Below are 24,020 nucleotides of genomic sequence, written 5' to 3'. Positions count from 1 at the left end.
CGGAGCGAGATCGGGACATGCCGAAGATGACGTTTATCCTGAGGGACGGGACGCGCAAGGAAGTCGACGCGCCGCTGGGCCTCTCCGTGCTCGAGATCGCGCACCGCAACCATGTCGACATCGAAGGCGCCTGCGAGGGCTCGCTGGCCTGCTCGACCTGCCACGTCGTGGTCGAGGGCGTGTGGTTCGAGAAACTGGCCCCCGCCAGCGACGACGAGGAGGACATGCTCGACCTTGCGTTCGGTCTCACACATACCTCCCGTCTGGGGTGCCAGATCCGCATGACGGAGGCGCTGGACGGTCTCGTCGTCAAGCTGCCCGCGGCGACCCGCAACATGATGGTCGACAAGTAGGAGAGGCCGATGGCCCGGAAGCTGCGCTGGACCGACGTGCAGGACATCGCGATCGAGCTCGAGGAGCGCCATCCCGACGCCGACAACGTCAACCTGCGCTTCACCGACCTGCATCGCTGGGTGATGGAACTGCCCGATTTCGAGGACGATGCCGGGCGCTCGAACGAGAAGATCCTCGAGGCGATCCAAGCCGCCTGGATCGACGAGCGCGACTAGCCTCGGCGCTTGCCAGACGCCGTAATTTGGCCGGAAATATGGGTGACACACGATGATCCGGGAGGGGTCCCCATGATCGCGACGAGAGTGCGTCCGCTGCTGCTGCCGCTGGTGCTGGCAGCGGGACTGGGCGCTTGCGCGTCCAACGCCGTTCAGCCCGGCATCGTGAGTTCGACGGCGCCGGTCTATGGCGGCCAGGCGAGTGCGCCTCCGCCGCCGGGAGCGCCGACGCAGGTCGCCTACAGCGCGCCGGTCGGTGGACCGGGCCGCGTCGTCTCTATTCGCGAGGTCGGTTTGGCAGGCGCCGGCGGTGGGTCCGGCGGCGGCAATGGCGCGCTCATGGGCGGCCTCATCGGCGGCGGTGTCGGCGCCACGATCGGCGCGATCACCAGCCAGACGGTGGGGGGTGGTCTCGTCGGACTCCTGCTCGGTACGGTGGGGGGCGCGATCGCAGGCACCATCGCCGACGGGCAGCGCAGCGGTGGCCGGGGCATCGAAGTGACGGTGCAACGCGACGATGGGCAGAGCGTGACCGTTGCGCAGCGCGACGACGGGGACGTTCAGCTCGGCGACCGCGTACAGGTCGTGCAGGATGATCGCGGCGTCGCGCGCGTCGTACGCGATACGTCGCGCAACCCGGATTGAATTCCTCACGTTCGTTTTGATCGAGAGTACGAAAGGTGTCTCTTCAGATGTTCGGCAAATGGCGCGTCGGCCTTCTCGTTCCCGCCGTCCTCGCGATGGGGTTGAGTGCCTGTAACGGCACCAGCGGCGCGGTTCAGCCGGGCGTGGTCAACACCTCCGCGCAGGGCGCGACCTACCGCGGCGAGCAGGGACGGGTGGTCTCGATCCGCGAAGTGCAGGTTCGCGGCAACCGGGGGTCCGGCGTGAGCGACGGCACGCTGATCGGCGGCGGCCTCGGCGCCGTGGGCGGCGCCGTGGCCGGCGGTGCCATCACCAATTCGGCGGGGGGCGCCGTGGTCGGCGGCCTTCTGGGCGCCATAGCGGGCGGCATTGCCGGGACGGCGGTCGATCAGAACGCACCCCGGCGCGGCATCGAGATCACGGTCCAGCGCGACGACGGGCAGCGCGTGACGGTCGCCCAGCCCGACGACGGCGACATCCAGATGGGCGACCGTGTCGCCATCGTCTACGACCGCAACGGCGTCGCCAAGGTCGTGCGCGACACTGGTACCCGCCGCGACTAGCCGCGGCTGGCGGGGGCAGGGAGCGAGGCCTATATAGGCCCCGCCATGTCCCCCCTTTCCTCCCTCAACTCTCTCGGCATCGACAAGGCGCCCGCGAGCACCCGCGTGGTCGTCGCCATGTCGGGCGGCGTGGACTCGTCGGTGACGGCGGCCCTGCTCAAGGAGCAGGGCTATGACGTCGTGGGCGTCACCCTCCAGCTCTACGATCACGGTGTCGCGGTGGGGAAGACGGGGGCCTGCTGCGCCGGCCAGGACATCCAGGATGCGCGCCAGGTCGCCGAGCGCCTATCGATCCCGCATTATGTGCTCGACTATGAGAGCCGCTTCCGCGCCGAGGTGATGGAGTCCTTTGCCGACGCCTATGCACGGGGCGAGACGCCGGTTCCGTGCATCGCCTGCAATCGAACCGTGAAGTTCCGCGACCTGCTGCGGACGGCGCGCGAGCTCGGCGCCGAGGCCCTGGCGACGGGCCACTACGTCCGTCGAGTGATGGGCGAGGCGGGCCCGGAGCTTCATCGCGGCGTCGACCCGGCGCGCGACCAGAGCTACTTCCTGTTCGGCACCACGCGGGAGCAGCTCGAGTTTCTGCGTTTCCCGTTGGGCGATCTGCCCAAGAGCGAGACGCGCGCGCTGGCCGGACGCTTCGATCTCGCGGTCGCCGACAAGCCCGACAGTCAGGACATCTGCTTCGTGCCTCACGGCAACTACGCGTCGGTCGTGCAGAAGCTGCGACCGGAGGCCGTGGAACCGGGCGACATCGTCGACATGGCGGGCAACGTGGTGGGCCGTCACGAGGGGATCGTCCGCTACACGGTCGGCCAGCGTCGTGGCCTGGCGCTGGGCGGGCGCGACGGCACCGACAATGATCCTCTCTATGTCGTGCGCCTGGAGCCCAAGACGCGCCGTGTGGTCGTGGGCCCGAGGTCGGCGCTCGGCCGTGACGAGATCACGCTGTATGACGTGAACTGGCTGGATGTTCCTCACGCGGGACGTCTGGCGGTGCAGGTCCGCGTGCGCTCCAGCCAGTCCCTGCGGCCTGCCGAGATCGAGCTGACGGGCGAGGGGGCGGTCGTGCGTTTCGCAGAGCCGGAAGTCGGCGTCTCGCCCGGACAGGCCTGCGTGGTTTACGACGCCGCGACAGGCAGTCGCGTGTTGGGCGGCGGCTTCATCCGACGTTCGCCATGAACCTGTAACCGCCGCGTCACCGGTTGCCCGGATAAGGCCGGGCATGACGAGCGACATCACCCAGCGTCCTTTCTCGCGTCGCGATTCCCTCGCGGCGCTCCTTCTGGCCTTTTCGGCGGCGGCACCGTCCGCCGTTCGCGCGGACACCTATCCCGCCAAGCCGGTCAAGCTGATCATTCCCTATCCGCCGGGCGGCGGCACCGACATCACCGGCCGCGCGATGGCGGCACGCCTGTCGGACGTGCTCGGCCAGACGGTGGTCATCGAGAACAAGCCCGGCGCCACCGGCATGATCGGCGCCGCCAGCGTCGCGAAGGCGCCGGCCGACGGCTACACGGTCCTGTTCGGCGCGGCGAGCGAGATGGCGATCAACGCCAGCCTGTTCAAGAACATGACCTACGACCCGCGCACCGACTTCGAGCCGGTGACGCTGGTGGCGACCTTCCCCCTGGTCTTCGTGGCACCGGCGAGCTCCAAAGCGTCGCTGCAGGAGCTGATCGAGGCCGCGCGCGCCAGGCCCGACACGGTCAGCTACGGATCGATCGGCAGCGGCAGCCCGCAGCATCTCGCGGCCGAACTCCTGTCGAGCATGGCCAAGGCCAGGTTCCTGCACATTCCCTACAAGGGCTCGGGCCCGTTGGTGCAGGATGCAGTGGGTGGACACATCAATATGGCCGTGAGCAGCGTGCCACCGGCCGTGCCGCTGGTCCGCTCGGGCAAGCTGCGCGCGCTCGCCGTGACGTCGGCGGTCCGTTCGGAGGCTTTGCCCGACGTGCCGACCATGGCCGAGCTGGGCTTTGCCGGCTACGAGTTCAACACCTGGGTCGGTGTCGCGGTGCCGAAGGGCACCTCGCAGGAGATCGTCGACAGGCTGCGCATCGGCCTGGTCGGCGCGCTCGCGGCCGCTGAGGTCCAGAGCGCCCTGCGCGACCAGGGCGCGGTGCCCGTCGGCTCGACGGCCGAACAGTTCCGCCAGTTCGTGCTGGACGAGGTCGCGAAGAGCGATCGCATCGTTTCGCAGGCAGGCATCCAGCCGGAATGACGATTCCCCGAGGGCGGGCATGGTCTATCATGGTCTGATGAACGCTTCCCGGCGCCGCAGGGCGATCCTGATCGTGTGCGACGGCCTCGGCGCCGAGTGGGTCAGCGAAATGCACACGCCGACCCTGGCGCGCCTGCTGGCCGGCCATCGTCGCGCCGGCGACCATCGCGCGGTCTTTCCCTCGGTCACGCGCGTCTCTGCCGCCTCGATCGCGACCGGCTGCTTTCCCGGCCGGCACGGGCTCGAAGGCAACCAGATGGCGCTGGTCGAGGGGGGCCGGATCACCGTGCACAATGTCGGCGCGCCGTCCTTCCGCGAGACCATGCGCCGCGTGACGGGCCGCACCCTGCGCGTGCCCACCATGGCCGAGCGGCTGGCGAATTCGGGCGGCCAGGTCGCCTATTCGAACGTCTCGCCGGGCGCGGCCTACTTCCTCGACCCCGATCATTTCGGCACGGTGCTGCATCGCGCCGGCTCGTTCGGCCCCGGCGGCTCCTCGCTGACCGGCGACGCTCATCTCGACGTGAGCCACGATCTCGACGGCGATATCGAGATGACGCGACGCTTCTGCGAGGAAGTCATCCCGTCGGCGGATTTCAGGCTGGCGATCCTGTGGCTCGCGAACCCCGACCTCACCCTGCACCACGACCCGCTGGGCTCACCCGAGCATCTCCAGGCGCTGGAGGTCACCGACCGGCTGGTGGCGCAGGTCATCGAGACGGTGGAGGCGCATGAGAACCGGTTCGACACGTTGCTCGTGGTCGGATCGGACCACGGCCACGAAACCATCGGGCGCTCCGTCCATATCGGCAACTGGCTGGCCGAAAACGGCCTCGCCGCCGACTTGAAGGAAGGCCGCATCGGCGTCGCCTCTCAGGGCACGTCGGCGCTGATCTACGCGACCGGCGCGGCAAGGGCGGCGGTCGACGATCTGCTGCCGAAGATGCGCCGCGAGCCGTGGGCCGGTTCGATCCTGACCGGCGAGGCGCTGGCCGCGACCGGTCTGACGGCGGACGCGCTGGTGGCCGCGGTGGACACGACTCGTCATGACGAACTCAATGACCATGGCGTTCCCGGCACGCGCTGGCTGGTCGAGGACGGCGAGGGCACGCCGGAAATCGGCTGCGGCCATCATGGCGGCCTGGGACCGGCCGAAACCCGGCCGTTCCTGACCTTCATCCATCCCGGCTTCGGCCAGGGCGAGGCCGGCCGCCCGACCAGCCTCGTCGACATCGCACCGACCATCCTTCGCTTTCTGGGAGAGGCCGTGGACGACATGGACGGCGCCCCGCTCAGCGCCTAGTTCTGTCGGCGATGCATTGGATCATCCAGAACGCGATGCGGACCGAGCCGGGCGTTCGCGAACTCGCCGAGACTCTGCCTCGGCTGGGGATCCCGCACAGCTTCCATGACCTGGGCGATGACTGGAAGCTCGTGCCGGAAGTGAACCCGGTCGGAGATGTCATCGTGATCGGCGCCTATGCAATCCGCCACGAAGCGCGGCGAAAGGGCTGGGTACCTGGAGTGCTGGAGGTGGAGCACGACCATCTCGCCTATGTTCGCAACTGGGGCGACGCGATGCTGAACGCGGCGGCTGCGGTATGGCGCTTCGCCGACGTGCCGGTCTCCTCGCTGCCTGCCCAGTTCTTTTGCCGGCCAGCCGAGGACAACAAGCTCTGGAAGGCCGGGCCCACGAACCGGGATGAATTCCTGGAATGGCATGCCCAGGTCAGGAAACTCTGGGACGATCCGGAGGTCGAGCCCTCCATCCAGCCCGATACGCACATCGTCATCGGTCCGTTGAGAGAGATCGCTGAGGAGCATCGGTTCTGGGTCGTCGATGGCCGGGTGGTCACCAATTCCCTCTACAAGCGTGGTCCGCGGGTCACCTACGAGAGCCACAGCGATCTGGAAGTCGTCGCGTTTGCGGAGAGGCTTGCCGCACATCCCTGGCAGCCGCAACGGGCCTACGCCCTGGACATCAGCATGGGGCCGACCCGTGACTTGCACGTGATCGAGGTCAACAATCTGGGCTCGGCCGGGCTGTACGCGGCGGACATACAGAAGCTTGTTACGGCAATAGAGCAGATGGAATTCAGGTAGGAGAATCGAGAACCGATGCGGTCGCAGCACTACATCATTGCCGTCATCGGCATTTTGCTGGCCGCCTGTTCACCTCGCGTCCGGCCCGCTGATCCAAACACCGATGTCGTCTTCGTCCCTTTGTCGCAGGAGCCCAAAGGCGACCGAAGCGCCGAACGTGTGGTGATCGGTATGTCTCGCCAGCAGGTCGACGCCATCATGGGGCAGAGTGTGGAGACGTGCTGGATCTACCCGGCCGGCAACGTCAGCCAAAGAGTCTGTTTTCGGGGCGGAAAGGTCACCGTCATTGCAAGGACGGAGCATGTGCCGGGGACAGATCACGCGTTGATAGACGCTACCTTCGTCACTGATGAAGCATCGACCTCGAGTCCCGCCCCACCCGGCAAACTAGCGATCGGAGCGTCGATTGAGGAGGTAGGACGGCTGTTGGGGCCTCCACCGATGACCCGGGAGCAATACAACGTGGGAACTGGCTATCGAGCGACGTTTACGGACGGCCGCCTGACTGAGTTTCAGGATATTCCGGTGCCGCCCGCACACGGGATCAGCGGGACGCGCCCGGGAGCGCGGCCCTAGCTGCACCTTTCTTGACAGATTACGCCCCCGCCGCATAAAAGCGCCCACCCATGGCTGGGTAGCTCAGCTGGTTAGAGCACGGCACTCATAATGCCGGGGTCGGCGGTTCAAGTCCGCCCCCAGCTACCAATTCCGGCCCCCGGTTCTGCGCGCTTCGCGTGCGCGGCCGGGGGCCTTTCATTTGCGCATCATCTGCGCCAATTTAGACCATGGCCACCGGACACACACAGCAGACCGACGTCATCATCATAGGGGCGGGGCCGGTCGGCCTCTTTTCCGTCTTCGAGTGCGGCATGGTCCGCCTCAACTGCCATGTCGTCGACGTGCTCGACGATCCGGGCGGACAGTGCACGGCGCTGTATCCCGAGAAGCCGATCTACGACATACCGGGCTTTCCCCGCATCGAGGCGGCCGAGTTGATCGTCCGGCTCAAGGCCCAGGCGGCGGCCTTCCGGCCGGTCTATCACCTGGGCGAGCAGGTTCAGGCGCTGGAGCCGCTGACCGGGGGCTTCTGGCGGGTGACGACCTCCAAGGGCACCGTGCTGCAGGCCAAGGCGGTGATCGTCGCCGCGGGCGTCGGCGCGTTCGGGCCCAACCGTCCGCCGTTGCCCGGCATCGAAGCCTACGAGGGCCGCAGCGTTTTCTACTACGTCACTCAGCGCGAGACTTTCCGCGGCAAGCGGGTGGTGATCGCGGGTGGCGGCGACACCGCGGTCGACTGGGCATTGTCGCTGGCCGAGATCGCCAGCCGCGTGTCGGTGATCCACCGCCGCGACCGGTTCCGCGCCGCACCCGACAGCGAGGCGAAGCTCAAGGCCCTGGCGAAGGCGGGCAGGATCGATCTGGTCGTGCCGTACCAGCTCCACGGGCTCGAAGGCGCAGGCGGCCAGCTCACGGCGGTCACCGTCGCCACCATGGAGGGCGAGACCAGGCGCATCGAGGCCGACGTGCTGCTGCCGTTCTTCGGCCTGTCGATGTCGCTGGGGCCGATCGCCGACTGGGGCCTGGCGCTGGAGCGCAATCAGGTCGAGGTCGACCCCGCGACGGCCGCGACGAGCAAGGCCGGCATCTTCGGCGTGGGCGACGTCGTCACCTATCCGGGTAAGCTGAAGCTGATCCTGACGGGCTTCGCGGAGGCCGCGATCGCGGCGCGCTCGGCCTATGCGCTGATCCATCCCGAGACGCCGCTGCACTTCGAGTATTCGACGACCTCGGGCGTGCCCGACGCCTAGGACTCGGCGTGGACGTCTTTTGTCCCGATTCGGAACTGGGCTATCTCCGGAGCCGGACGCGGTTCGTTCGCGGAGAGAGGCTCAGGCTGGACGAGGCCTATCGTCTGGCGCACCTGCCTCTGATCGCGCCGGATCATCCCGCCGTCATCCCGTCGCGGCCCGGTGCAAGCTACCGCATGGGACGGCACGAACGGGCTTTCTCGTTGGTCCTGCCGATCCCTCCGGACGAGCTGGAGAAGTCCGCCGCGTATCAGGAGCTCGAAGGCGAACTCAGGCACTCGCCCTTCGCCAACAAGATCGCCTGGGACCTGCTGCCGAAGCGCCGGGAGAGACTCCATGCAACGATCTGCGGATCTCTGTCGAAGGATGTGCCGTACCGCATTCCCGACGAGGAGAGGGCCGCTCTCAGGCACGTCGGTCCTTTGCGTGTCGAGGTGCGCGGCCTGTTCTCCGGCACCATCAACGTCGGCCGCCTCTATCTGCGCGTCTACCCAGAGTATCGGAACGGCATGAACCTGCTGCGCCTGATCCAGCGGAGTCTCGGGAGGCCGGAAACGGATCTCTACCTCGTGGGGCTCTACAATCTCACCGATCACCTCGCGGCTGCCGAAGCGGAACAGCTGCAGGAGATCGTCGCGCGATGGTGGGACAGGCCGTTCCTCACGCTCGACGTGAATTGCCTCTGGCATCTTGGATCGTTTGACGATCTCGTCCTGGACGCTTTCGTCGAAGAAGTGATTCCGCTCGATTGGACGAGCAATATTATTGCGTAAGCGGTCGCCGCGGCACCCGATCCAGGGGCTGCGACATTGGCTTCAGTTATTTCGTTTATTTCGTTTATTTCGTTTATCGGCCATGACTTGGATTTTTCCGACGGCCCAGGCGGGCCTGCCCGTGCGCTCAGATCGCCTCCGCGCAAAGCGTTTGCGATACCAGATGACCACCCCGGTTACGGACAGAGCGGAGACGACGATCCCCATCACCGAGATGGCGAGTCGGCCGGCCGTGCCCAGGATGCGGCCGGAATGGAGGGGAAACTGCGCCTGCACGAAGAGGTCGGCGGCCGTGCCGGTCCACGGGACGCGCTCGCCCAGCACGGCGCCCTTCGCGTCGAGGAACAGGCGTGTCGGATGCATCCCGGCCTCGGTGCGGTTCCGGCTGGTGTGCGAGAACTGCACGGTATGGATGCCCCAGCTGGGCGCGTAGTAGATCCCGGCAACCGGCGACTGCCAGCCGCGCTGGGCCGCCTCGTGTCGCGCGATCTCCACGATGTCCGCGTAGCCGACCTGCGGTTCGATCGGATGTTTGCCGTCGCCGGGCCTGTGCCCCTCGAACGGCGTCGGCGTCACGCTCGAGACCATCTGCATCAGCGGGAAGAAGATCTCGCGATGGAGATTGAGCGAAAAGCCGGTGAAGGCGACGATGAAAAGCAGCGCCCAGGTCCAGAGCCCGAAGGCGCGGTGAATGTCGAAGTTGATACGCCAGGCGCTGGCGCCGCGCTTGATCTTCCAGGCGGGCGCCCACCGCCCGGCCCAGTCTTTCCAGCGGAGGGGCTGTGGCCTTGCACCGGCGGTCGCACGGCGGCGCGCCGGCAGCGTCAGGTAGAAGCCGATGAAGCAGTCGACGGTCCAGACGAGGGCCACGATGCCCATCAGCCAGATGCCCCACTCGTCGATGCCCCACATCTCCGGAAAGTGGAGCGAGTAGTGCAGCTCGTAGAGGAACGAGACGAGGTTCTCGCGCGTGACCGGCCAGGGCGCGCCCCAGTCCCGGCGGCCCAGCTCTGCGCCGGTGGCTGGATCGAGGAAGAGCTGGTTGAAGCCGAGCTCATGGGGCCGGCCGCTCGTCGGATCCGTGCGCGGCAGGATGCTGAGCGCGAGCGACTCGCCTGGTTCCAGAATCAGAGGAACGTAGGAGACGCGGATTCGCGGGTCGCGCTGCTCGGCAATCGCCGCCAGATCGAGCGGTGGCAAGGCCGGGCCCGAGGTCTGGGCCCGGACGAGGTGCGGGTTCAGTATGCCGTCCAGTTCGTGGTCCCACGAGATGACCGCACCGGTGAGTCCGGCCACGAACAGGAACGTCGCGAGGGCGAGGCCGAGCCAGCGATGTGCGAGGACGAAGGCAAACCGCATGCGGTCGCCTAGAAGTCGGCGGTGGCCGAGAGCCGGAAGGTGCGGGGCGAGCCCTGGATCGCATAGCCGTAATAGGCTGTGCCCCAGTACTGCGCATCGAACAGATTCTCGACGTTGAAGCGCAGAGCGACCGGATGGCCGGTTGGGCTCTTTGCATTCTCGAACACGTAGCGCGCGCCGACGTCGATGCGCGTCCAGTCGGGAATCGTGCGGCGCGGGTAGTCGAGGTCGATGTACTGCGCGGCGGTGTAGATGACGCGCCCGTTCAGGGTGAGGCCCGGCGCGAACGGCAGGTCCCACTCGCCGCCGAGATTGATCTGCAGGCCGGGACTGCCGAACGCCTGCCATCCATCGTTCGTGCCGCCCTGCGACTGGGTGATGATCGCCTCGAGCAGCATCGCGCCGCCCAGCAGCCGGACGCCGGGCACGGGTTCGCCGAACACGTTGAACTCCAGGCCGCGGTTGCGCTGCTGGCCGGCCAGCGTGAGGGTATTCGTCGCCGTGTCGGTGATGGCGCTGGGCTGCGCGATCTGGAAGGCGCTCACCGTGGTCGTGAGCTTGCCCCAGTCGATCTTCACGCCGACCTCGAACTGCGTCGACTTGAACGGCGCGAAGGTTTCGCCGGCATTGGCGAAGCCCGCCGGCACGAGCTGGCCGGGCTGCAGGCCCTGGATCCAGTTGCCGTAGATGGAGACGTTGCTCCACGGCTTGAAGACCAGCGCCACCGACGGCGAGAAGGCGCTCGCATCGTAGGTCGAGGTCTCCGCGCCCGAGACCGGGTCGTAGTTGGCCGTCTTCACGTTCTGCAGACGGCCGCCGGCGGTGATCTGGAGTCGCTTGTCGGCGACCGAGAGTGTGTCGGCGAAGGCGAAACCCGACAGCACCGTGAGACCGGTCTTGTTGGCGCCAGGATTTGGCAGGTTCTGCTGCGCAATCAGGTTGGGCCGGTAGATGTTCGACGTGAAGGTCGTGCCGACCGCCGACCCCGCACCCGATTCCTGCCGGAAGGCCATGGCCGAGAGGGCAAACTCGTGGTCGATGGGGCCGGTCGGCACCTTCGCCCGGAGGCCGGCCTCGCCGCTCCAGAAGCTGTTGTAGACGTCCTGCTTGAAGGGGGTCTGCGTGATGTCGCCATTGGCGTTGGTTGCCACGGGATTGCCGCCGGAGAAGCTGCTCACCTTGTTGTCATGGGCGCCGAGGGCGGCGTAGGCGGTGATGCTCTCCGTCAGATCGACTTCGCCGCGCAACACCGCGAACAGGTCCTTCTTGTCGGTGTTCGTCCAGGTCTGGCCGAAATTGGAGCCGTTCGACGGCGCAGCCGGCATCGCCACGCCGGCGGCCGGCTGCACATAGGAGACGAGGCCACCTATGACCTGGGACTGGAAGCCGAGATCCAGCGAGAGGCGGACATTGTCGCCGCGGAAGTCGAGCCCGAGCGAGGCCAGGCCGACCTGTTCGGTGTTGCGTTCGATCGCGGTATTGCCGGCGCGGAACACGCCGTTGAAGCGCGCGCCGAACTGCTGGTCGTCGCCGACGCGCCGCCCGACATCGACATGGGCGCCGAACTGACCGGAATAGGCGTACCCCGCTGTCACCTGGTTGAGCGGCTCGCTGCCGGCGCGCTTCGGGACCACGTTGACCGTGCCGCCGATCGCACCGCCCGGGGCCATGCCGGTGAGCATGGCGCTCGGGCCTTTCAGGATTTCGACGCGCTCCGGCAGCTCCGCGGCCACGGAGGCGACGGGCAGCATCCCGTAGAGGCCGTTGAACGAGGTGTCGAGGCTGCCGACATAGAAGCCGCGGATCCACATGGCCTCGTCGAGGCTGCCGCCCGATGGCCACACCGTGCGCACCGACGGATCGTCGATCAGCACGTCGCGCACCGTGCGTGCCTGCTGGTTCTGCGCCTTCTGCGCGGTATAGCTCGTCTGGTTGAAGGGCGTGTCCATTACGCCGCGATTGCCCAGCAGGCCAAGCTGCGCGCCGGTCGCCACCTGGCCGCCGGCATAGGGCGCCGGAACGTTGTCGATCAGGGCCTGGCTCGGCACCGGGAACGCGCCCTGCACCTGCACCGGATCGAGTTGCAGGGCGCCCTGGACGTTGGATGCACCGGACTTTTGCAGGATGACGGTGTTGCCGCTTACCGAATAGAGAATGCCGCTGCCGCCGAGCAGGCGACCGAGCGCGCCATCGGCGGTCAGGGTGCCGCTGACGGGGGGTGACGACAGGCCCCGCAGCAGGTCGCCATGGGCGGAGACCTGCAGGCCGCTCTGGCGACCGAACTGCGCAAGCGCATCCGCCAGCGGCTGCGCGGGGATGTCGAAAGTGAAGACCCGGGGCACCGCTGCGCCGGGTGACTGCGGGGGTGGGCTCTGCGCCAGGGCGGGCAGGCCGGTCGTGCCGAGTCCTGCTGCCAGTGCCAGTCCGATCGCCGTCCTCATCGAATGCATGCGCGTCGCTCCGTTCGAGGACCGCGCACGATGGCGACAGGCGACGCATCAACAGCCCCCGATCTCGACACGACGGCGCGGCGCCCCGTTTTCAGATTTCGCCGAAGAAAATCCTCAGTCGCCCGTGACGACGATCAGCCAGGGCGAGATCTGGTGCAGCGACGCGCCCTGGGCACGCGCCACGGCACGCAGGGCGCCCACGGGATCGGCCAGGTTGTAGATGCCGGTGAGCGGCTCGGCGGCGAGCTTCCGCCCATGCAGGACGACGACGCCGTCGAAGTACGGACGCAGCGCGTCGATCACTTCGCTCACCGGCTGGTTCTTCACGACGAGCTGTCCGGCCGTCCAGGCCGCGACCAGGTCGCGCGGCGCCTGCCCGCGGCCGACGGCTCCCGTGTGCCTCACCTGTGCCCATTGCCCGGCGAGCAGGCGCTCCGCTCTGGTGATGTTCGGCGCCATGACGTCGACGATGCCATCCCGTACGGCCACCTCGACGGCGTCTGCGCCGAGTCTGACCTCGAAGGCAGTACCGACATCGCGCGCGACGACGCCGCGCGCCTCTACGGCGAATGGGCGTGGCTCGTTCGCGACCTCGAAGAAGGCGGCGCCCTTCAGCAGCTTCACGCGCCGCTCGCCGGTCGAGTATTCGGCGACGATGGCGCTTTGCGGCGCCAGCACGACATGCGTGCCGTCGGCGAGGTCGAGGCGGCGCTGCTCCGCGCTCGCGGTTACGTGGTCGGCCTCGAATCGAAGAAGCAGGGTGCTGCCCTGGAAGAAGAGCAGCAGGCAGGCCGCCGTCGCGAGCGCGGCCAGTCCGCCGCCAATCGTGCGGCGACGACGTTGCCGGCGGGCTTCGGCGGCGCGGCGCTGTCTCAGGAACTCGGCCCAACCCGGCTCGCGGGGCGGCACCGAGGTCGCGAGCAGCGTTGCCGTCCGGTTCATCTCCAGCCAGTCGCGCGCGTTGTCGGCGCTCGCGCCGTGCCAATGCTCGAAGGCAGCCCGCAGCGCACCGTCGTCCGGCCGCTCGGCAAGGGCCAGAAGCCACTTGCTGGCGGTATCGGGCATCTCGTCGTTCGCGACTTCTCGTCTGTCGGCCATGCTTTCCTGCGGGCGGGCGCAACTCCCGCACTTCCTACACGACGGGCAAGGGGCGGAATTTCAGGGAAAGTTCGATTTCGGGGACCGATTACCGGTCGGGCGCCACGCGCGCGAGGCGGGCACGGCAATGTTCGAGGCCGTCGATCACCAGCGAATGGGCCAGTCCGATCGAGACTCCGAGGTAGGCGGCGATCTCCTTCAGCGTCGCGCCGCCCATCCGGTGCATCTCGACGGCGATCCGCGTCCGCTCCGGCAGTTCGAGCAGGGCGGCCTGCAGGGCCTGCAGTTCGCTGCGGGCCAAGACTTCCGCCTCGGGAGAGGGCCGGTCCTCGGCGATCCCGTCGAGCAGCGAGGCCGTGCCCGCAACGATGTGGCGCTCCTCGCGGCCCTGCTTGCGGCGGCCGTCGATCGCGAGGTTGCGGACGATCCGGTAGAGGTAGCTCAGCGGCTCGTCGAGAAGCTGGCGCCGCGACACCGCGTCGAAACGCAGCCAGGCCTCCTGCACCACGTCCTCCGCTTCGGCGCGCGAGCCGACGATTCCGGTCGCGTAGTCGATCAGCGAACGTCGGTGCTCCGTGAACAGCGCGGTCGTAGCTTCTGATGGCACGCCTGGATCATATCGCGAGTGCGAACGGTTCGCAATTGACGCGCGTTATCCAATCTACGCCGCCGCGGAGAGTTTGCGCAGGGCGGCCAGGCGGCGGGCGTAGGGCGGATCGTTCTCCGGGACCAGAGTGGGCGGCACGATGCTCTCGGCGAAGTGGCAGGCGACGACCTGACCTTCGGCACCGTCGCCGTCCTGCAGGGGACGAAGCAGGGGCTCCTCCATGCGACAGCGATCCTGGGCGTGGGCGCAGCGCGTGTGGAAGCGGCAGCCCTTGGGCGGATTGAGCGGGCTGGGCACGTCGCCGGCCAGGCGGATGCGCGCGCGCTGCGCGGTCGGGTCGGGCACCGGGACGGCCGACAGCAGGGCCTGGGTGTAGGGGTGACGCGGCCGCGCGAACAGGCTGCGCTTGGGCGCCAGCTCGACGATCTTGCCGAGATACATGACGGCGACTCGGTCGGAGATGTGGCGCACGACGGCGAGATCGTGGGCGATGAAGATGTAGGAGAGGCCAAACTTGTCCTTCAGGTCCTGCATCAGGTTGATGACCTGGGCCTGGATCGACACGTCGAGCGCCGAGACCGGCTCGTCGCAGACGATCAGCTTGGGCTGCGAGGCCAGCGCCCGGGCGATGCCGATGCGCTGGCGCTGGCCGCCGGAGAATTCGTGCGGGTAGCGCAGCGCGTGCCAGGCCGACAGGCCGACCTCGCCCAGCAGCTCGTCGATGCGCTTGCGCAGGGCCGCGCCCGAGGCGAGCCCATGCAGGCGGAGCGGTTCAGCCAAGGTCTCCCCGACGGTGAGGCGCGGGTTCAGCGAGGCGTAGGGGTCCTGGAAGATGATCTGCATGTCGCGCCGCAGGTCGCGCAGCGCGCTGCGCGACAGGCCGCGTACGTCGCGGCCGGCGAAGCGGATGGTGCCCTCGGTGGCCTCGATCAGGCGCAGCACCAGGCGGCCGGTCGTCGACTTGCCGCAGCCCGATTCGCCCACCAGCGCCAGCGTTTCGCCCGGGGCCACGTCGAAGGAGAGTCCGTCGACGGCGCGCACGGTGCCGACGGCGCTCTGGAAGACGATGCCGCGCTTCACCGGGAAGTGCTTGGTGAGGCCGGAGACGGAGAGGAGGGGCTCGGTGGTCATTCGGCGGCCTCGGCCAGGACGAGATCGAGGGGCGCCTTCCAGCAGGCGGCGCGGTGGCCGGGCGCGATCTCGCGCAAGGTGGGCTGCTCGGCGCGGCAGCGTGTGTCGGCCAGCGGACAGCGCGGGCTGAAGCGGCAGCCGGGCGGCAGGGCGTAGGGATTGGGCACGACGCCCTCGATGGCGGTGAGGCGCTCGTCGCCGTCGCTGCCGAGCCGCGGGATCGAGCCCAGCAGGCCCAGCGTGTAGGGGTGTTGCGGGTCGGCGAACAGCAGGTCGACCGGCGCTTCCTCGACGATCCGGCCGGCATACATGACGATCACACGATGCGCGAGTTCGGCGACGACACCGAGATCGTGCGTGATCAGCATGATCGCCGTACCCGTTCGCTCGCGCAGGTCGCGCAGCAGGTCGAGGATCTGCGCCTGGATGGTGACGTCGAGCGCGGTGGTTGGCTCGTCGGCGATCAGCAGTTTGGGATCGCAGGCCAGCGCCATGGCGATCATCACGCGCTGGCGCATGCCGCCGGAAAGCTGGTGCGGATATTCGTCGAGCCGGGTCTCGGGCGAGGGGATCTTCACCAGCTGCAGCATTTCGAGTGCGCGGGCGCGCGCTCCGGCGGCGCCGAGCGAGCGGTGCAGCTGGACCGCCTCGATGATCTGATCGCCCACCGTCTGCACCGGGTTGAGGCTGGTCATCGGCTCCTGGAAGATCATGGCGATGTCGTCGCCGCGCACGGCGCGCATGTCGCTCTCCGGCAGGTCGAGGAGATTGCGACCCTGCAGTTTGATCTCTCCCGCGGTGATGCGGCCGGGCGGGTTGGGCACCAGCCGCATGATCGAGAGCGACGTCACCGACTTGCCGCAACCGGATTCGCCCACGATGCCCAGCGTCTCGCCGGGCGCCAGCGAGAAGCTGATGCCGTCGACGGCCGCGAACGAACTGCCGCCGGAGCGGAACTCCGTGCGCAGGCCTTTGACCTCGAGGAGCGCACTCTTGTCATCCCGAGGCCGCAGGCCGAGGGACCCTTCCTGTTGCGTCAAAGGTCCCTCGCTTCGCTCGGGATGACAGACTGCGTCATGGTCAGGTCACCGGCCGCGACTGCGGCAGGCGATCGCGCGTGCCATAGACCGGGGGCGCAAGCTGATCGGCGGTGCGGCCGGCCCAGTCGCGCTGGCTCACCGTTTCGAGCCGCTTGCGCTGGCCTTCGACCAGGCCCGCGGTGGCGGCCTCGACATCGACCGTCAGGACCTGGCCGTCCTTCACCACCTGCGTGCCGTCGACGTAGACGTGGCGGATGGCGCGGTCGCCGGCCGAGTAGATCAGGCTGCGCACCGGCTCGTGCGCCGGCTGCATGTAGGGATGGCTCATGTCGACCAGCGAGAAGTCGGCCTTGCAGCCCGGTGCGAGCCGCCCGAGATCGGGCCGGCGGAGCATTTTGGCGCCGCCGATCGTGGCCGCCTCGAAGGCGTGCCGCGTCGTGCCCATCTTGTAGTTCATGGTGATGGCGCGGGCGAGGTAGCAGACCAGCCGCATCTCATCGAGCATGTTGTGCGGGAAGGTGTCGGTGCCGATGCCGACCGTGATGCCCGCATCCATGTAGCGGCCGATCGAGTTCATCACCATGCCGCGCCGCGCGAAGACGGTCGGGCAGTGCGCCACCGAGGCCCCCGAATCGCGCAGCCGCTCGAAGTCGTTGGCGTGCGGATAGTGGATCTGCGGATGGTCGTTCAGGAAGATGCCATGGCCGATGATGAGGTCGGGCCCCAGCACGCCGATCGAGTCGAGCCATTCGATGGGCGTCTTGCCGTGGCGATGGACCATCTCATGGAACTCGACGACGGCCTGGCAGGCATGGGTCTGCATCGGCAGACCGCGACGCCGGGCCTCCTGCAGCGCCTCCTTGAAGAATCCCTCGCGGCAGGTGTCGATCTGGGCCGGGCCGACCATGCCGGAGATGCGGCCGCTGGGATGTTTTGCCGCCTCGTCGAGCGTCGCCATCGAGGCTTCGAAGGCCTTCTCGCCGGCCTTCTCGTCCCAGGCATACTCAACAGTGTGGCCGTTCTTCGTGTACCAGACGCCCTGGCGCATCATCGGACAGACGACGGCGCGGATGCCCGTGGAGGCCAGGTCGTCCGCCCAACCTTCGCGCGCCATCGAAAGATCGGTGATGGTCGTCACGCCGCTCTTCAGAAGCTCCGAGACCGCGACCCTGGAGGAGGGACCGGCATCCTCGGGGTTGAGGCCGAACACCGTCAGATATTCGTAGAGGGAGCTCTGGCCGAGCTTGTCGCTGCCATACTCCTCGGTGAGGCCCTTGTTGGCGGGCTCGGAGAAGGGATGGCTGTGAACGTTGACGAGGCCGGGGATGGCCATCATCCCCTTGCCGTCGATGGTCGTGTCGACCGGGCCCGTGTAACCCGGTCCGACATGGGCGATCTCGTTGCCCTTGAACACGAGATCGGCGTTCTCGAGATAGACGTGCCGCCCTTCGGCCTCGTCCCACGCAACGACGTGGTCGAGGCCGGCGATCTTGGTCGTCTTCATAAGCGCTTCGCTCCGGTTGCTTGCTGTCTGCTGGCTATTTGTAGGCGAGGCCCAGGCCCTTGTAGAGACCGCAGCCATAGTTGCCGTGGGCCTTGATGGGCTTCAGCTTGGCGCCCGCCACGACGAACAACGGCTCGTGGAACAACGGGATCCAGACGAAGGCATCGTGCACCTTCTGCTGCACGGCCTGGTAGGCCGTCGCCCGGGTTGCCTCGTCGAGGGCGGTCGAACCCTTGTCGAGCAGCTCGTCGGTTTCCTTGTCCTTCCAGTTCATGCGGTTCGGTGTCGGCGCATTGGTCGAGCGGAAGTAGAGGTTCATTGCGTCACCGGCGCTGACATAGGGGAAGCTCATGCCGAAGGCATCGAACTCCTGCGTGGCCAGCTTGCCCCAGGCGACCGTCGCGTCGAACAACTGGATCTGCAGGTCGACGCCGACCTTGCGCAGATCGCCCTGCACCGCCTCGGCGATCTCCTTGAAGGCACCGGAGATGCCGTAGATCAGCGGCGCCAGCTTCTTGCCGTCCTTGTAGCGGAAGCCGTCCGGACCCTTCTTCCAGCCCGCCTCGTCGAGCAGCCTGTCGGCCTCCTTGATGTTCTCGCCGTAGGCCGCCTTGTTCAGCTTGCCGTTGAAGTCGAGGACGTTGGGCATCAGCATCGTCGACGCCGGGTCGGCGAAGCCGAAGGTCACGGCCTCGGTGATCGCCTTCTGGTCGACCGCGAGGTTCATCGCCTGGCGCACGCGCACGTCGTTGACCAGTTCCTTGTCGACCTTGAAGCCGATGAAGTAGGTCCAGAAGAAGTTCTCGGCCTTGGTCACCGAGAGGTTCTTGTTGGCCTGCAGCTCCTTGATCGACCAGTAGGGCACATACTGGCTGGCGTCGGCCTGGCCGGCCTGCAGCGCGGTGACGCGTGTGTTCTCTTCCGGCACCACCTTCCAGATCACCTTGTCGACCTGGGCCTCGGTGTAGTCGTAGATCGGCGGGCCCCACTTGTAGCCCTTGTGCTTGGAGAGGACCGTCGAGTCGCGCGGCGTCCAGCTCTCGAAGCAGTAGGGACCGGTGCCGTCGAAGCCCTTCACGCCGAAGTCGGCTCCGAGCTGCTTGGCCTGGTCGATGTTCAGAACCGTGTGGAAGTACTGCGTCATCTGGTAGAGCAGCTCGGAGAACGGCTTCTTGAGCTTGTACTCGACCGTGAAGTCGTCGGGTGCGGTCACCTTGTCGACGTCGCCCATGCGCCACTTCACGAGACCCTTGGTCTCCGGATCGAGCCAGCGTTCGTAGGTGGCGACGATGTCCTTCGCCGTCATCTTCTTGCCGCTGCAGAAGGTGACGTCGTCGCGGATCTTGAACGTGTAGGTGAGGCCGTCGGGCGACACGCTCCAGCTCTTGGCGAGGCCCGGCTTCAACGTCTTCATGTCGAAGTCGAGGTTCACCATCGTGTCACCCATCATGTAGATGACCTCGGCGCCCGACCGGGCGGTCGACTTGTGCGGATCGTAGCGATCGGTGTCGATCTCGCGCACGATCGTCACGCTCTTCTGCGCCATCGCCGGCACCGCCATGCCGGTCACGGCGACCGCGGCCAGTGCCGCCACTGTCAGCTTCTTCATGCCCACGCCTCCTGCTGTTTCACGTCATTGCCTCAACTTCGGATCGAGGGCGTCGCGCAACGCGTCCCCCAGGACATTGAATGCGAGCACCACGAGGAAGATCGCCGCGCAGGGGATGGTCGAGACCTGGGGCGCGATCGACAGGAACTTGCGGCCGTCGGCGGCCATGCTGCCCAGCTCGGCGGTCGGCGGCTGGGCGCCCAGCCCGAGGAACGACAGCGCCGCACCCAAGAGGATCGCCTGTCCGAGTTGCAGCGTCATGTAGATCAGGATGGTCGGCCAGCAGTTGAGGGCGAGATAGCGCCAGATGAGGGCGCCGTCGCCCAGGCCCACGGCGCGGCCGGCCTCCATGTATTCCTGCTGCATGATCGACTGCGCGGCACCGCGGGCGATGCGGGCGATCGAGGGGACCGATGCAATGCTGAGCGCAACCACGAGGGAGAGGAGGCCGGTGCCCATCACCGCCGCAATGGCGAGGCCGAACAGGATCGAGGGGAAGGACAGCAGCACGTCGACCAGGCGCATCAGCGGCTGGTCGAGGCGTCTGAAATAGGCGGCGCTGAGGCCGATCAGGGCGCCCAGTCCGCCGCCGACCACGACGGCGATGATGCCGATGCCCAAGGTGGCGCGCAGGCCGAACAGGATGCGACTGAGCATGTCGCGCCCCTGGTTGTCGGCGCCCAGCAGGAAATCCGGGCAGCGTGCGCCGCCGATCGGGCACAGCCGCAGCCGCATGTTGGAGGCATAGGGGTCGAAGGGCGCGATCCAGGGGGCGAGGATCGCGGCCCCGACGATCACGATGAGGAAGAGGGCCGCGGCCGCCGCCGGCGGGTCGCGCAGGATGCGTCGCCACACGGCGTTCTTGCGCCGGATGGCGGCGATGGCGCGCTGGTCGGCCTGGCTTTGCAACGGCAGGGCGGCGTCGGTCATCCGCGGGCGATCCTTGGGTCGAGATAGGCGTAGAGGACATCGACCAGCAGGTTGATCGCCATGAAGCCGACGGCGAGGATCAGGATCGCGCCCTGTGCCAGCGGGAAGTCGCTGGAGGTGATGGCGCCCACCGCCATGCGGCCGACGCCCGGCCAGGCGAACATGGTCTCGGTGACGATCGAACCGCCCAGCAGGAAGCCGATCTGCAGGCCCACCAGGGTGATCACGGGGATCATCGCGTTGCGCAGGGCATGACGGATCGTCACGCGCCAGTCCGAAGCGCCCTTGGCGCGGGCGGTACGCACGTAGTCGGCGCCCAGCGTCTCCAGCAAGGAGGTCCGGGTCATGCGCGCAACCGGCCCGACGAAGACGGCGCCCAGGGTCACGGCCGGCAAAATGATGCTGAGGAATCCGTCAGCGGTCCAGATCGGGCCGTTGCGGCCCTGGAAGGGCAACAGGCCGGCGCCGCCGACATACTGGATCAGCAGCAGGCCGACCCAGAAAATCGGCACCGACACACCCATGACCGAGAGCGCCATGATGGCGCGGTCGATCACCGTGCCGCGGCGGCGGGCGGCGAGGGTACCGAGGGTGATGCCGAGCGGCACGGCCCAGATCAGGCAGGCCAGCATCAGCTCGACGGTCGGCCAGAGGGTGAGGGCGATCTCGTCGACGACGGCGCGGTTGGAGATCATGGAGCGGCCGAGGTCGAGCTGGAAGACGCGGCCGAGATAGCGCCCGAACTGGACCCAGAGCGGCTGGTTGAGCCCGAGGTCGTTTCGGATCGCGTCGACTTCAGCCTTGGTCGCCGTCGGACCTGCGACCACCGTTGCCGGATCCGTAGGCACGACCTGCAGCAGCAGGAAGCCGATGAGCAGCACCCCCAGCAGGACCGGAAATGAAATCATCAATCGATGAGCGATATGCCGCGCCATTTACTTCGACACCTGCCCCTCTTCGGGTAAGAACGCTTGCCGCCGCCGCGACGCTCGACAAGCGCCCGACGAGTGGCATGATCGCTGCAACCTCATTCCGGGGGCGTTGCAAGAACCGCGCCGAGGAGCGTCGACGATGTCATCAGGCAAGCTGAACGAGCAGGCGAAGGGCGTGTACATCATCGCCGCCACGCCCTTCACCGACGAGGGCGCGGTCGACCTCCAGAGCGTCGACAGCTTGACCGATTTTTATTTGGGCTGCGGCGTACATGGATTCACGCTGCTCGGCATGATGGGCGAGGCCCACAAGCTGACGGCCGAAGAATCGATCTCGGTGGTCAACCGCGTGATCGGCCGGGCCCAGGGCAGGCCGGTGATCGTGGGCGTGAGCCATGCCGGGCTCGAGAACGTCCGGCGCCTCTCGCACGAGGCGATGATGGCGGGCGCGTCGGGCGTGATGGTGGCGCCGTCGCCGGGTCTCAAAGGCGACGAAGGCGTCTACAATTACTATGCGCAGGTCTTCGAGGCGCTCGGTCCGCACATCCCGGTCGTGTACCAGGATTATCCGCAGACCACCGGAGTCTACCTGCCGGTCAGCGTGTTCGAACGGCTGGTCGACGACTTTCCGCAGCTCGTGATGCTGAAGCACGAGGATGCGCCGGGCCTCGCCAAGCTCACCAAGGTCCGCGAAGGCGAGAAGAAGCCCGGCCGGCGCCGGGTATCGATCCTGGTCGGCAATGGCGGGCTCTATTATCCGCAGGAGATGCGCCGCGGCGCCGACGGTGCCATGACCGGCTTCGCCTGGCCCGAGATGCTGGTGCAGGTCTATGAGCTGTTCGCCCAGGGCAGGGCCGAGGAGGCGGAGGACCTGTTCGACATCTATCTGCCGCTGGTGCGCCACGAGGTGCAGCCGGCGATCGGGCTCGCGCTGCGCAAGGAGGTGCTGTTCCGCCGCGGCGCCATCAAGAGCCCGAAGCAGCGGGCGCCCGGTTCGTCTCTGACGGCTGCGGACAGGACGGAACTCGACGGAATGATGGCGCGTCTCGAGCGGCGTCTGGCGGCCAGCGGCCGTCTCGCCAAGGCGGCGGAGTAGGAACATGGCTGATTACGATCTGATCGTTCGCAACGCCCGCATCGTCACCGCCGAACGGCAGGCCGAAGGCGATATCGCCGTCAAGGATGGCCAGGTCGTCGAGATCGGGCCCGACCTGAAGGGCACGGGAACGCGCGAGATCGATGCCGGCGGCAAGTTCGTGCTCCCCGGCGGCGTCGACAGCCATTGCCACATCGAACAGAAATCCGGCATGGGCGTGATGTGCGCCGACGACTTCTACACCGGCACCGTCTCGGCCGCCTTCGGCGGCACGACGACCGTCATTCCCTTCGCCGCCCAGCATCGCGGCATGTCGCTGCGCCAGGTCGTCAACGAGTATCACGAGGCCGCGACCCCGAAGGCGGTGATCGACTATGCGTTCCATCTGATCGTCACCGATCCGACGCCGCAGGCGCTGGGGCAGGAGCTGCCGGCGCTGATCAAGGACGGCTACACCTCGTTCAAGATCTACATGACCTACGATGCGATGAAGGTCAGCGACTATCAGATCCTCGACATCCTCTCCGTGGCTAGGCGCGACGGCGCGCTGGTCATGGTGCATGCCGAGAACCACGACATGATCCAGTGGCTGGCGCATCATCTCGTCGACCAGGGCCATGGCGCGCCGAAGTTCCACGCCATCGCCCATGCCCGCCTGGCCGAGGCCGAGGCGACCAACCGCGCGATCTCGCTGGCCCGCCTGGTCGATGCGCCGCTCCTGCTGGTGCACATGTCGGAGATCGAGGCGATCGAGACGCTGCGCCAGGCGCAGAAGAAGGGTCTGAAGATCTTCGGCGAAACCTGCCCGCAGTATATTGCGCTGACCGCCGACGACATGGACAAGCCCGGCGTCGAGGGCGCCATGTGGTGCTGCAGCCCGCCGCCGCGCGACTCGGCGGCCCAGGAAGCGGTATGGGCGGCGCTGAAGGACGGCACGTTCCAGACCTTCTCCTCCGACCACGCGCCGTACCAGTTCAATGCCGGCGGCAAGATTCCCAAGGGCGACAAGACGACCTTCAAGGAGATGGCCAACGGTGTGCCCGGGATTGAGATCCGGCTGCCGATGCTGTTCTCGGAAGGCGTGCAGAAGGGCCGCATCACCCTGCAGCAGTTCGTGGCGCTGACCTCGGCCAACCACGCCAAGCTCTACGGTCTCTATCCGAAGAAGGGCACGATCGCCGTCGGCTCCGACGCCGATTTCGCGATCTGGGACGCCGACAAGGATGTCACGGTCACCTGGAAGGACCTGCACGACAATGTCGGCTACACGCCCTACGAGGGCCGCCAGATCAAGGGCTGGCCGATCACCGTCGTGAGCCGCGGCAGGGTTGTGGTCGAAGACGGCAAGCTGAACGCCGAGCGCGGCTCCGGCCAGTTCCTGCCGTGCGCCTCGCCCGATTCGTCGAAGCCGATCGGGCAGAGTGCCCCTGAGTTGCAGGCCATGTCGCGCTTTGGTCTCAAGCCGTTGTTCTAGTCTTGCCGTCGTCCTGAGCGCAGCGAAGGACCTGACAGAAGTTTAACCGTACCTGTACGGAGCGCGAGATCCTCCGCTTCGCTCAGGATGACAGAAAGGAAG

Annotated in this window: 23 protein-coding genes and 1 tRNA gene; 14 read left to right on the top strand and 10 right to left on the bottom strand. The window is 67.3% G+C overall.

Going from position 1 to position 24,020, the window contains the following annotated elements; translation table 11 throughout:
• Positions 1 to 17 precede the first annotated feature (17 nt).
• The 12 genes from ACO07K_RS12705 (at position 18) to ACO07K_RS12650 (ending at position 8,688) form a co-directional block, all read left to right on the top strand.
• Positions 18 to 353 carry a ferredoxin family 2Fe-2S iron-sulfur cluster binding protein gene (locus tag ACO07K_RS12705; protein WP_298304819.1) on the top strand — a complete coding sequence of 112 codons (336 nt, stop codon included), beginning with the start codon at positions 18 to 20 and terminating at the stop codon, positions 351 to 353.
• 9 nt (positions 354 to 362) lie between these two features.
• Complete coding sequence (iscX, locus tag ACO07K_RS12700) at positions 363 to 569, top strand: Fe-S cluster assembly protein IscX (protein ID WP_422036301.1); 207 nt, start codon at positions 363 to 365, stop codon at positions 567 to 569.
• 72 nt (positions 570 to 641) lie between these two features.
• Complete coding sequence (locus ACO07K_RS12695; protein ID WP_422036300.1) at positions 642 to 1,214, top strand: hypothetical protein; 573 nt, start codon at positions 642 to 644, stop codon at positions 1,212 to 1,214.
• Between the two features lie 35 nt (positions 1,215 to 1,249).
• A complete protein-coding gene (locus ACO07K_RS12690; RefSeq protein WP_298304828.1) occupies positions 1,250 to 1,777 on the top strand; it encodes a hypothetical protein in 528 nt (175 codons plus the stop codon).
• 45 nt (positions 1,778 to 1,822) lie between these two features.
• The gene (mnmA, locus tag ACO07K_RS12685) at positions 1,823 to 2,962 is read left to right on the top strand and encodes a tRNA 2-thiouridine(34) synthase MnmA (RefSeq protein ID WP_422036299.1); all 1,140 of its coding nucleotides are present in this window, start codon (positions 1,823 to 1,825) and stop codon (positions 2,960 to 2,962) included.
• Between the two features lie 43 nt (positions 2,963 to 3,005).
• On the top strand, positions 3,006 to 4,004 hold the full coding sequence (locus ACO07K_RS12680; RefSeq protein ID WP_422036298.1) for a Bug family tripartite tricarboxylate transporter substrate binding protein: 999 nt from the start codon (positions 3,006 to 3,008) through the stop codon (positions 4,002 to 4,004).
• Between the two features lie 19 nt (positions 4,005 to 4,023).
• The gene (locus ACO07K_RS12675; protein ID WP_422036297.1) at positions 4,024 to 5,307 is read left to right on the top strand and encodes an alkaline phosphatase family protein; all 1,284 of its coding nucleotides are present in this window, start codon (positions 4,024 to 4,026) and stop codon (positions 5,305 to 5,307) included.
• An 11-nt stretch (positions 5,308 to 5,318) separates the two neighbouring features.
• On the top strand, positions 5,319 to 6,107 hold the full coding sequence (locus ACO07K_RS12670; protein ID WP_422036296.1) for an ATP-grasp domain-containing protein: 789 nt from the start codon (positions 5,319 to 5,321) through the stop codon (positions 6,105 to 6,107).
• 15 nt (positions 6,108 to 6,122) lie between these two features.
• Positions 6,123 to 6,683, top strand: a complete 561-nt coding sequence (locus ACO07K_RS12665) for a hypothetical protein (protein ID WP_422036295.1) — start codon at positions 6,123 to 6,125, stop codon at positions 6,681 to 6,683.
• Positions 6,684 to 6,735: 52 nt separating this feature from the next.
• Positions 6,736 to 6,812: transfer RNA gene (locus tag ACO07K_RS12660), tRNA-Met, on the top strand.
• Between the two features lie 80 nt (positions 6,813 to 6,892).
• Positions 6,893 to 7,915, top strand: a complete 1,023-nt coding sequence (locus ACO07K_RS12655) for an NAD(P)/FAD-dependent oxidoreductase (RefSeq protein ID WP_422036294.1) — start codon at positions 6,893 to 6,895, stop codon at positions 7,913 to 7,915.
• Between the two features lie 8 nt (positions 7,916 to 7,923).
• A complete protein-coding gene (locus ACO07K_RS12650) occupies positions 7,924 to 8,688 on the top strand; it encodes a hypothetical protein (RefSeq protein WP_422036293.1) in 765 nt (254 codons plus the stop codon).
• 42 nt (positions 8,689 to 8,730) lie between these two features.
• On the opposite strand, the gene ACO07K_RS12645 is transcribed toward ACO07K_RS12650, so the two are convergent.
• The 10 genes from ACO07K_RS12645 to ACO07K_RS12600 form a co-directional block, all read right to left on the bottom strand.
• On the bottom strand, positions 8,731 to 10,047 hold the full coding sequence (locus tag ACO07K_RS12645) for a PepSY-associated TM helix domain-containing protein (protein WP_422036292.1): 1,317 nt from the start codon (positions 10,045 to 10,047) through the stop codon (positions 8,731 to 8,733).
• An 8-nt stretch (positions 10,048 to 10,055) separates the two neighbouring features.
• Entirely contained in the window at positions 10,056 to 12,497 is a 2,442-nt protein-coding gene (locus ACO07K_RS12640) for a TonB-dependent siderophore receptor (RefSeq protein WP_422036291.1), read from the bottom strand.
• A 114-nt stretch (positions 12,498 to 12,611) separates the two neighbouring features.
• Positions 12,612 to 13,595 (bottom strand): FecR family protein, encoded by a 984-nt coding sequence (locus tag ACO07K_RS12635; RefSeq protein ID WP_422036290.1) that lies wholly within the window; start codon positions 13,593 to 13,595, stop codon positions 12,612 to 12,614.
• Between the two features lie 88 nt (positions 13,596 to 13,683).
• Complete coding sequence (locus ACO07K_RS12630) at positions 13,684 to 14,202, bottom strand: sigma-70 family RNA polymerase sigma factor (protein WP_422036289.1); 519 nt, start codon at positions 14,200 to 14,202, stop codon at positions 13,684 to 13,686.
• A 54-nt stretch (positions 14,203 to 14,256) separates the two neighbouring features.
• A complete protein-coding gene (locus ACO07K_RS12625) occupies positions 14,257 to 15,333 on the bottom strand; it encodes an ABC transporter ATP-binding protein (protein WP_422036288.1) in 1,077 nt (358 codons plus the stop codon).
• Positions 15,330 to 16,373, bottom strand: a complete 1,044-nt coding sequence (locus ACO07K_RS12620; protein WP_422036287.1) for an ABC transporter ATP-binding protein — start codon at positions 16,371 to 16,373, stop codon at positions 15,330 to 15,332. The genes ACO07K_RS12625 and ACO07K_RS12620 overlap by 4 nt, the downstream gene beginning before the upstream one ends.
• A 40-nt stretch (positions 16,374 to 16,413) precedes the next feature.
• A complete protein-coding gene (locus tag ACO07K_RS12615; RefSeq protein WP_422036286.1) occupies positions 16,414 to 17,877 on the bottom strand; it encodes an amidohydrolase family protein in 1,464 nt (487 codons plus the stop codon).
• Positions 17,878 to 17,911: 34 nt separating this feature from the next.
• Positions 17,912 to 19,486, bottom strand: coding sequence for an ABC transporter substrate-binding protein (locus ACO07K_RS12610; RefSeq protein ID WP_422036285.1), 1,575 nt, complete (start codon positions 19,484 to 19,486; stop codon positions 17,912 to 17,914).
• 24 nt (positions 19,487 to 19,510) lie between these two features.
• Positions 19,511 to 20,416 (bottom strand): ABC transporter permease, encoded by a 906-nt coding sequence (locus ACO07K_RS12605; RefSeq protein WP_422036284.1) that lies wholly within the window; start codon positions 20,414 to 20,416, stop codon positions 19,511 to 19,513.
• Positions 20,413 to 21,351 (bottom strand): ABC transporter permease, encoded by a 939-nt coding sequence (locus ACO07K_RS12600; protein WP_422036283.1) that lies wholly within the window; start codon positions 21,349 to 21,351, stop codon positions 20,413 to 20,415. The genes ACO07K_RS12605 and ACO07K_RS12600 overlap by 4 nt, the downstream gene beginning before the upstream one ends.
• A gap of 136 nt (positions 21,352 to 21,487) precedes the next feature.
• On the opposite strand from ACO07K_RS12600, the gene ACO07K_RS12595 reads away from it, so the two are divergent.
• Together ACO07K_RS12595 and hydA are read left to right on the top strand one after the other, a co-directional pair.
• The gene (locus tag ACO07K_RS12595) at positions 21,488 to 22,444 is read left to right on the top strand and encodes a dihydrodipicolinate synthase family protein (RefSeq protein ID WP_422036282.1); all 957 of its coding nucleotides are present in this window, start codon (positions 21,488 to 21,490) and stop codon (positions 22,442 to 22,444) included.
• Positions 22,445 to 22,448: 4 nt separating this feature from the next.
• Positions 22,449 to 23,918, top strand: coding sequence for a dihydropyrimidinase (gene hydA, locus ACO07K_RS12590; RefSeq protein WP_324504709.1), 1,470 nt, complete (start codon positions 22,449 to 22,451; stop codon positions 23,916 to 23,918).
• Positions 23,919 to 24,020 lie beyond the last annotated feature (102 nt).

The sequence above is a fragment of the Reyranella sp. genome, from assembly GCF_965228225.1.
GTDB lineage: Bacteria > Pseudomonadota > Alphaproteobacteria > Reyranellales > Reyranellaceae > Reyranella.
This window is presented reverse-complemented; position numbering and strand designations above follow the sequence as displayed.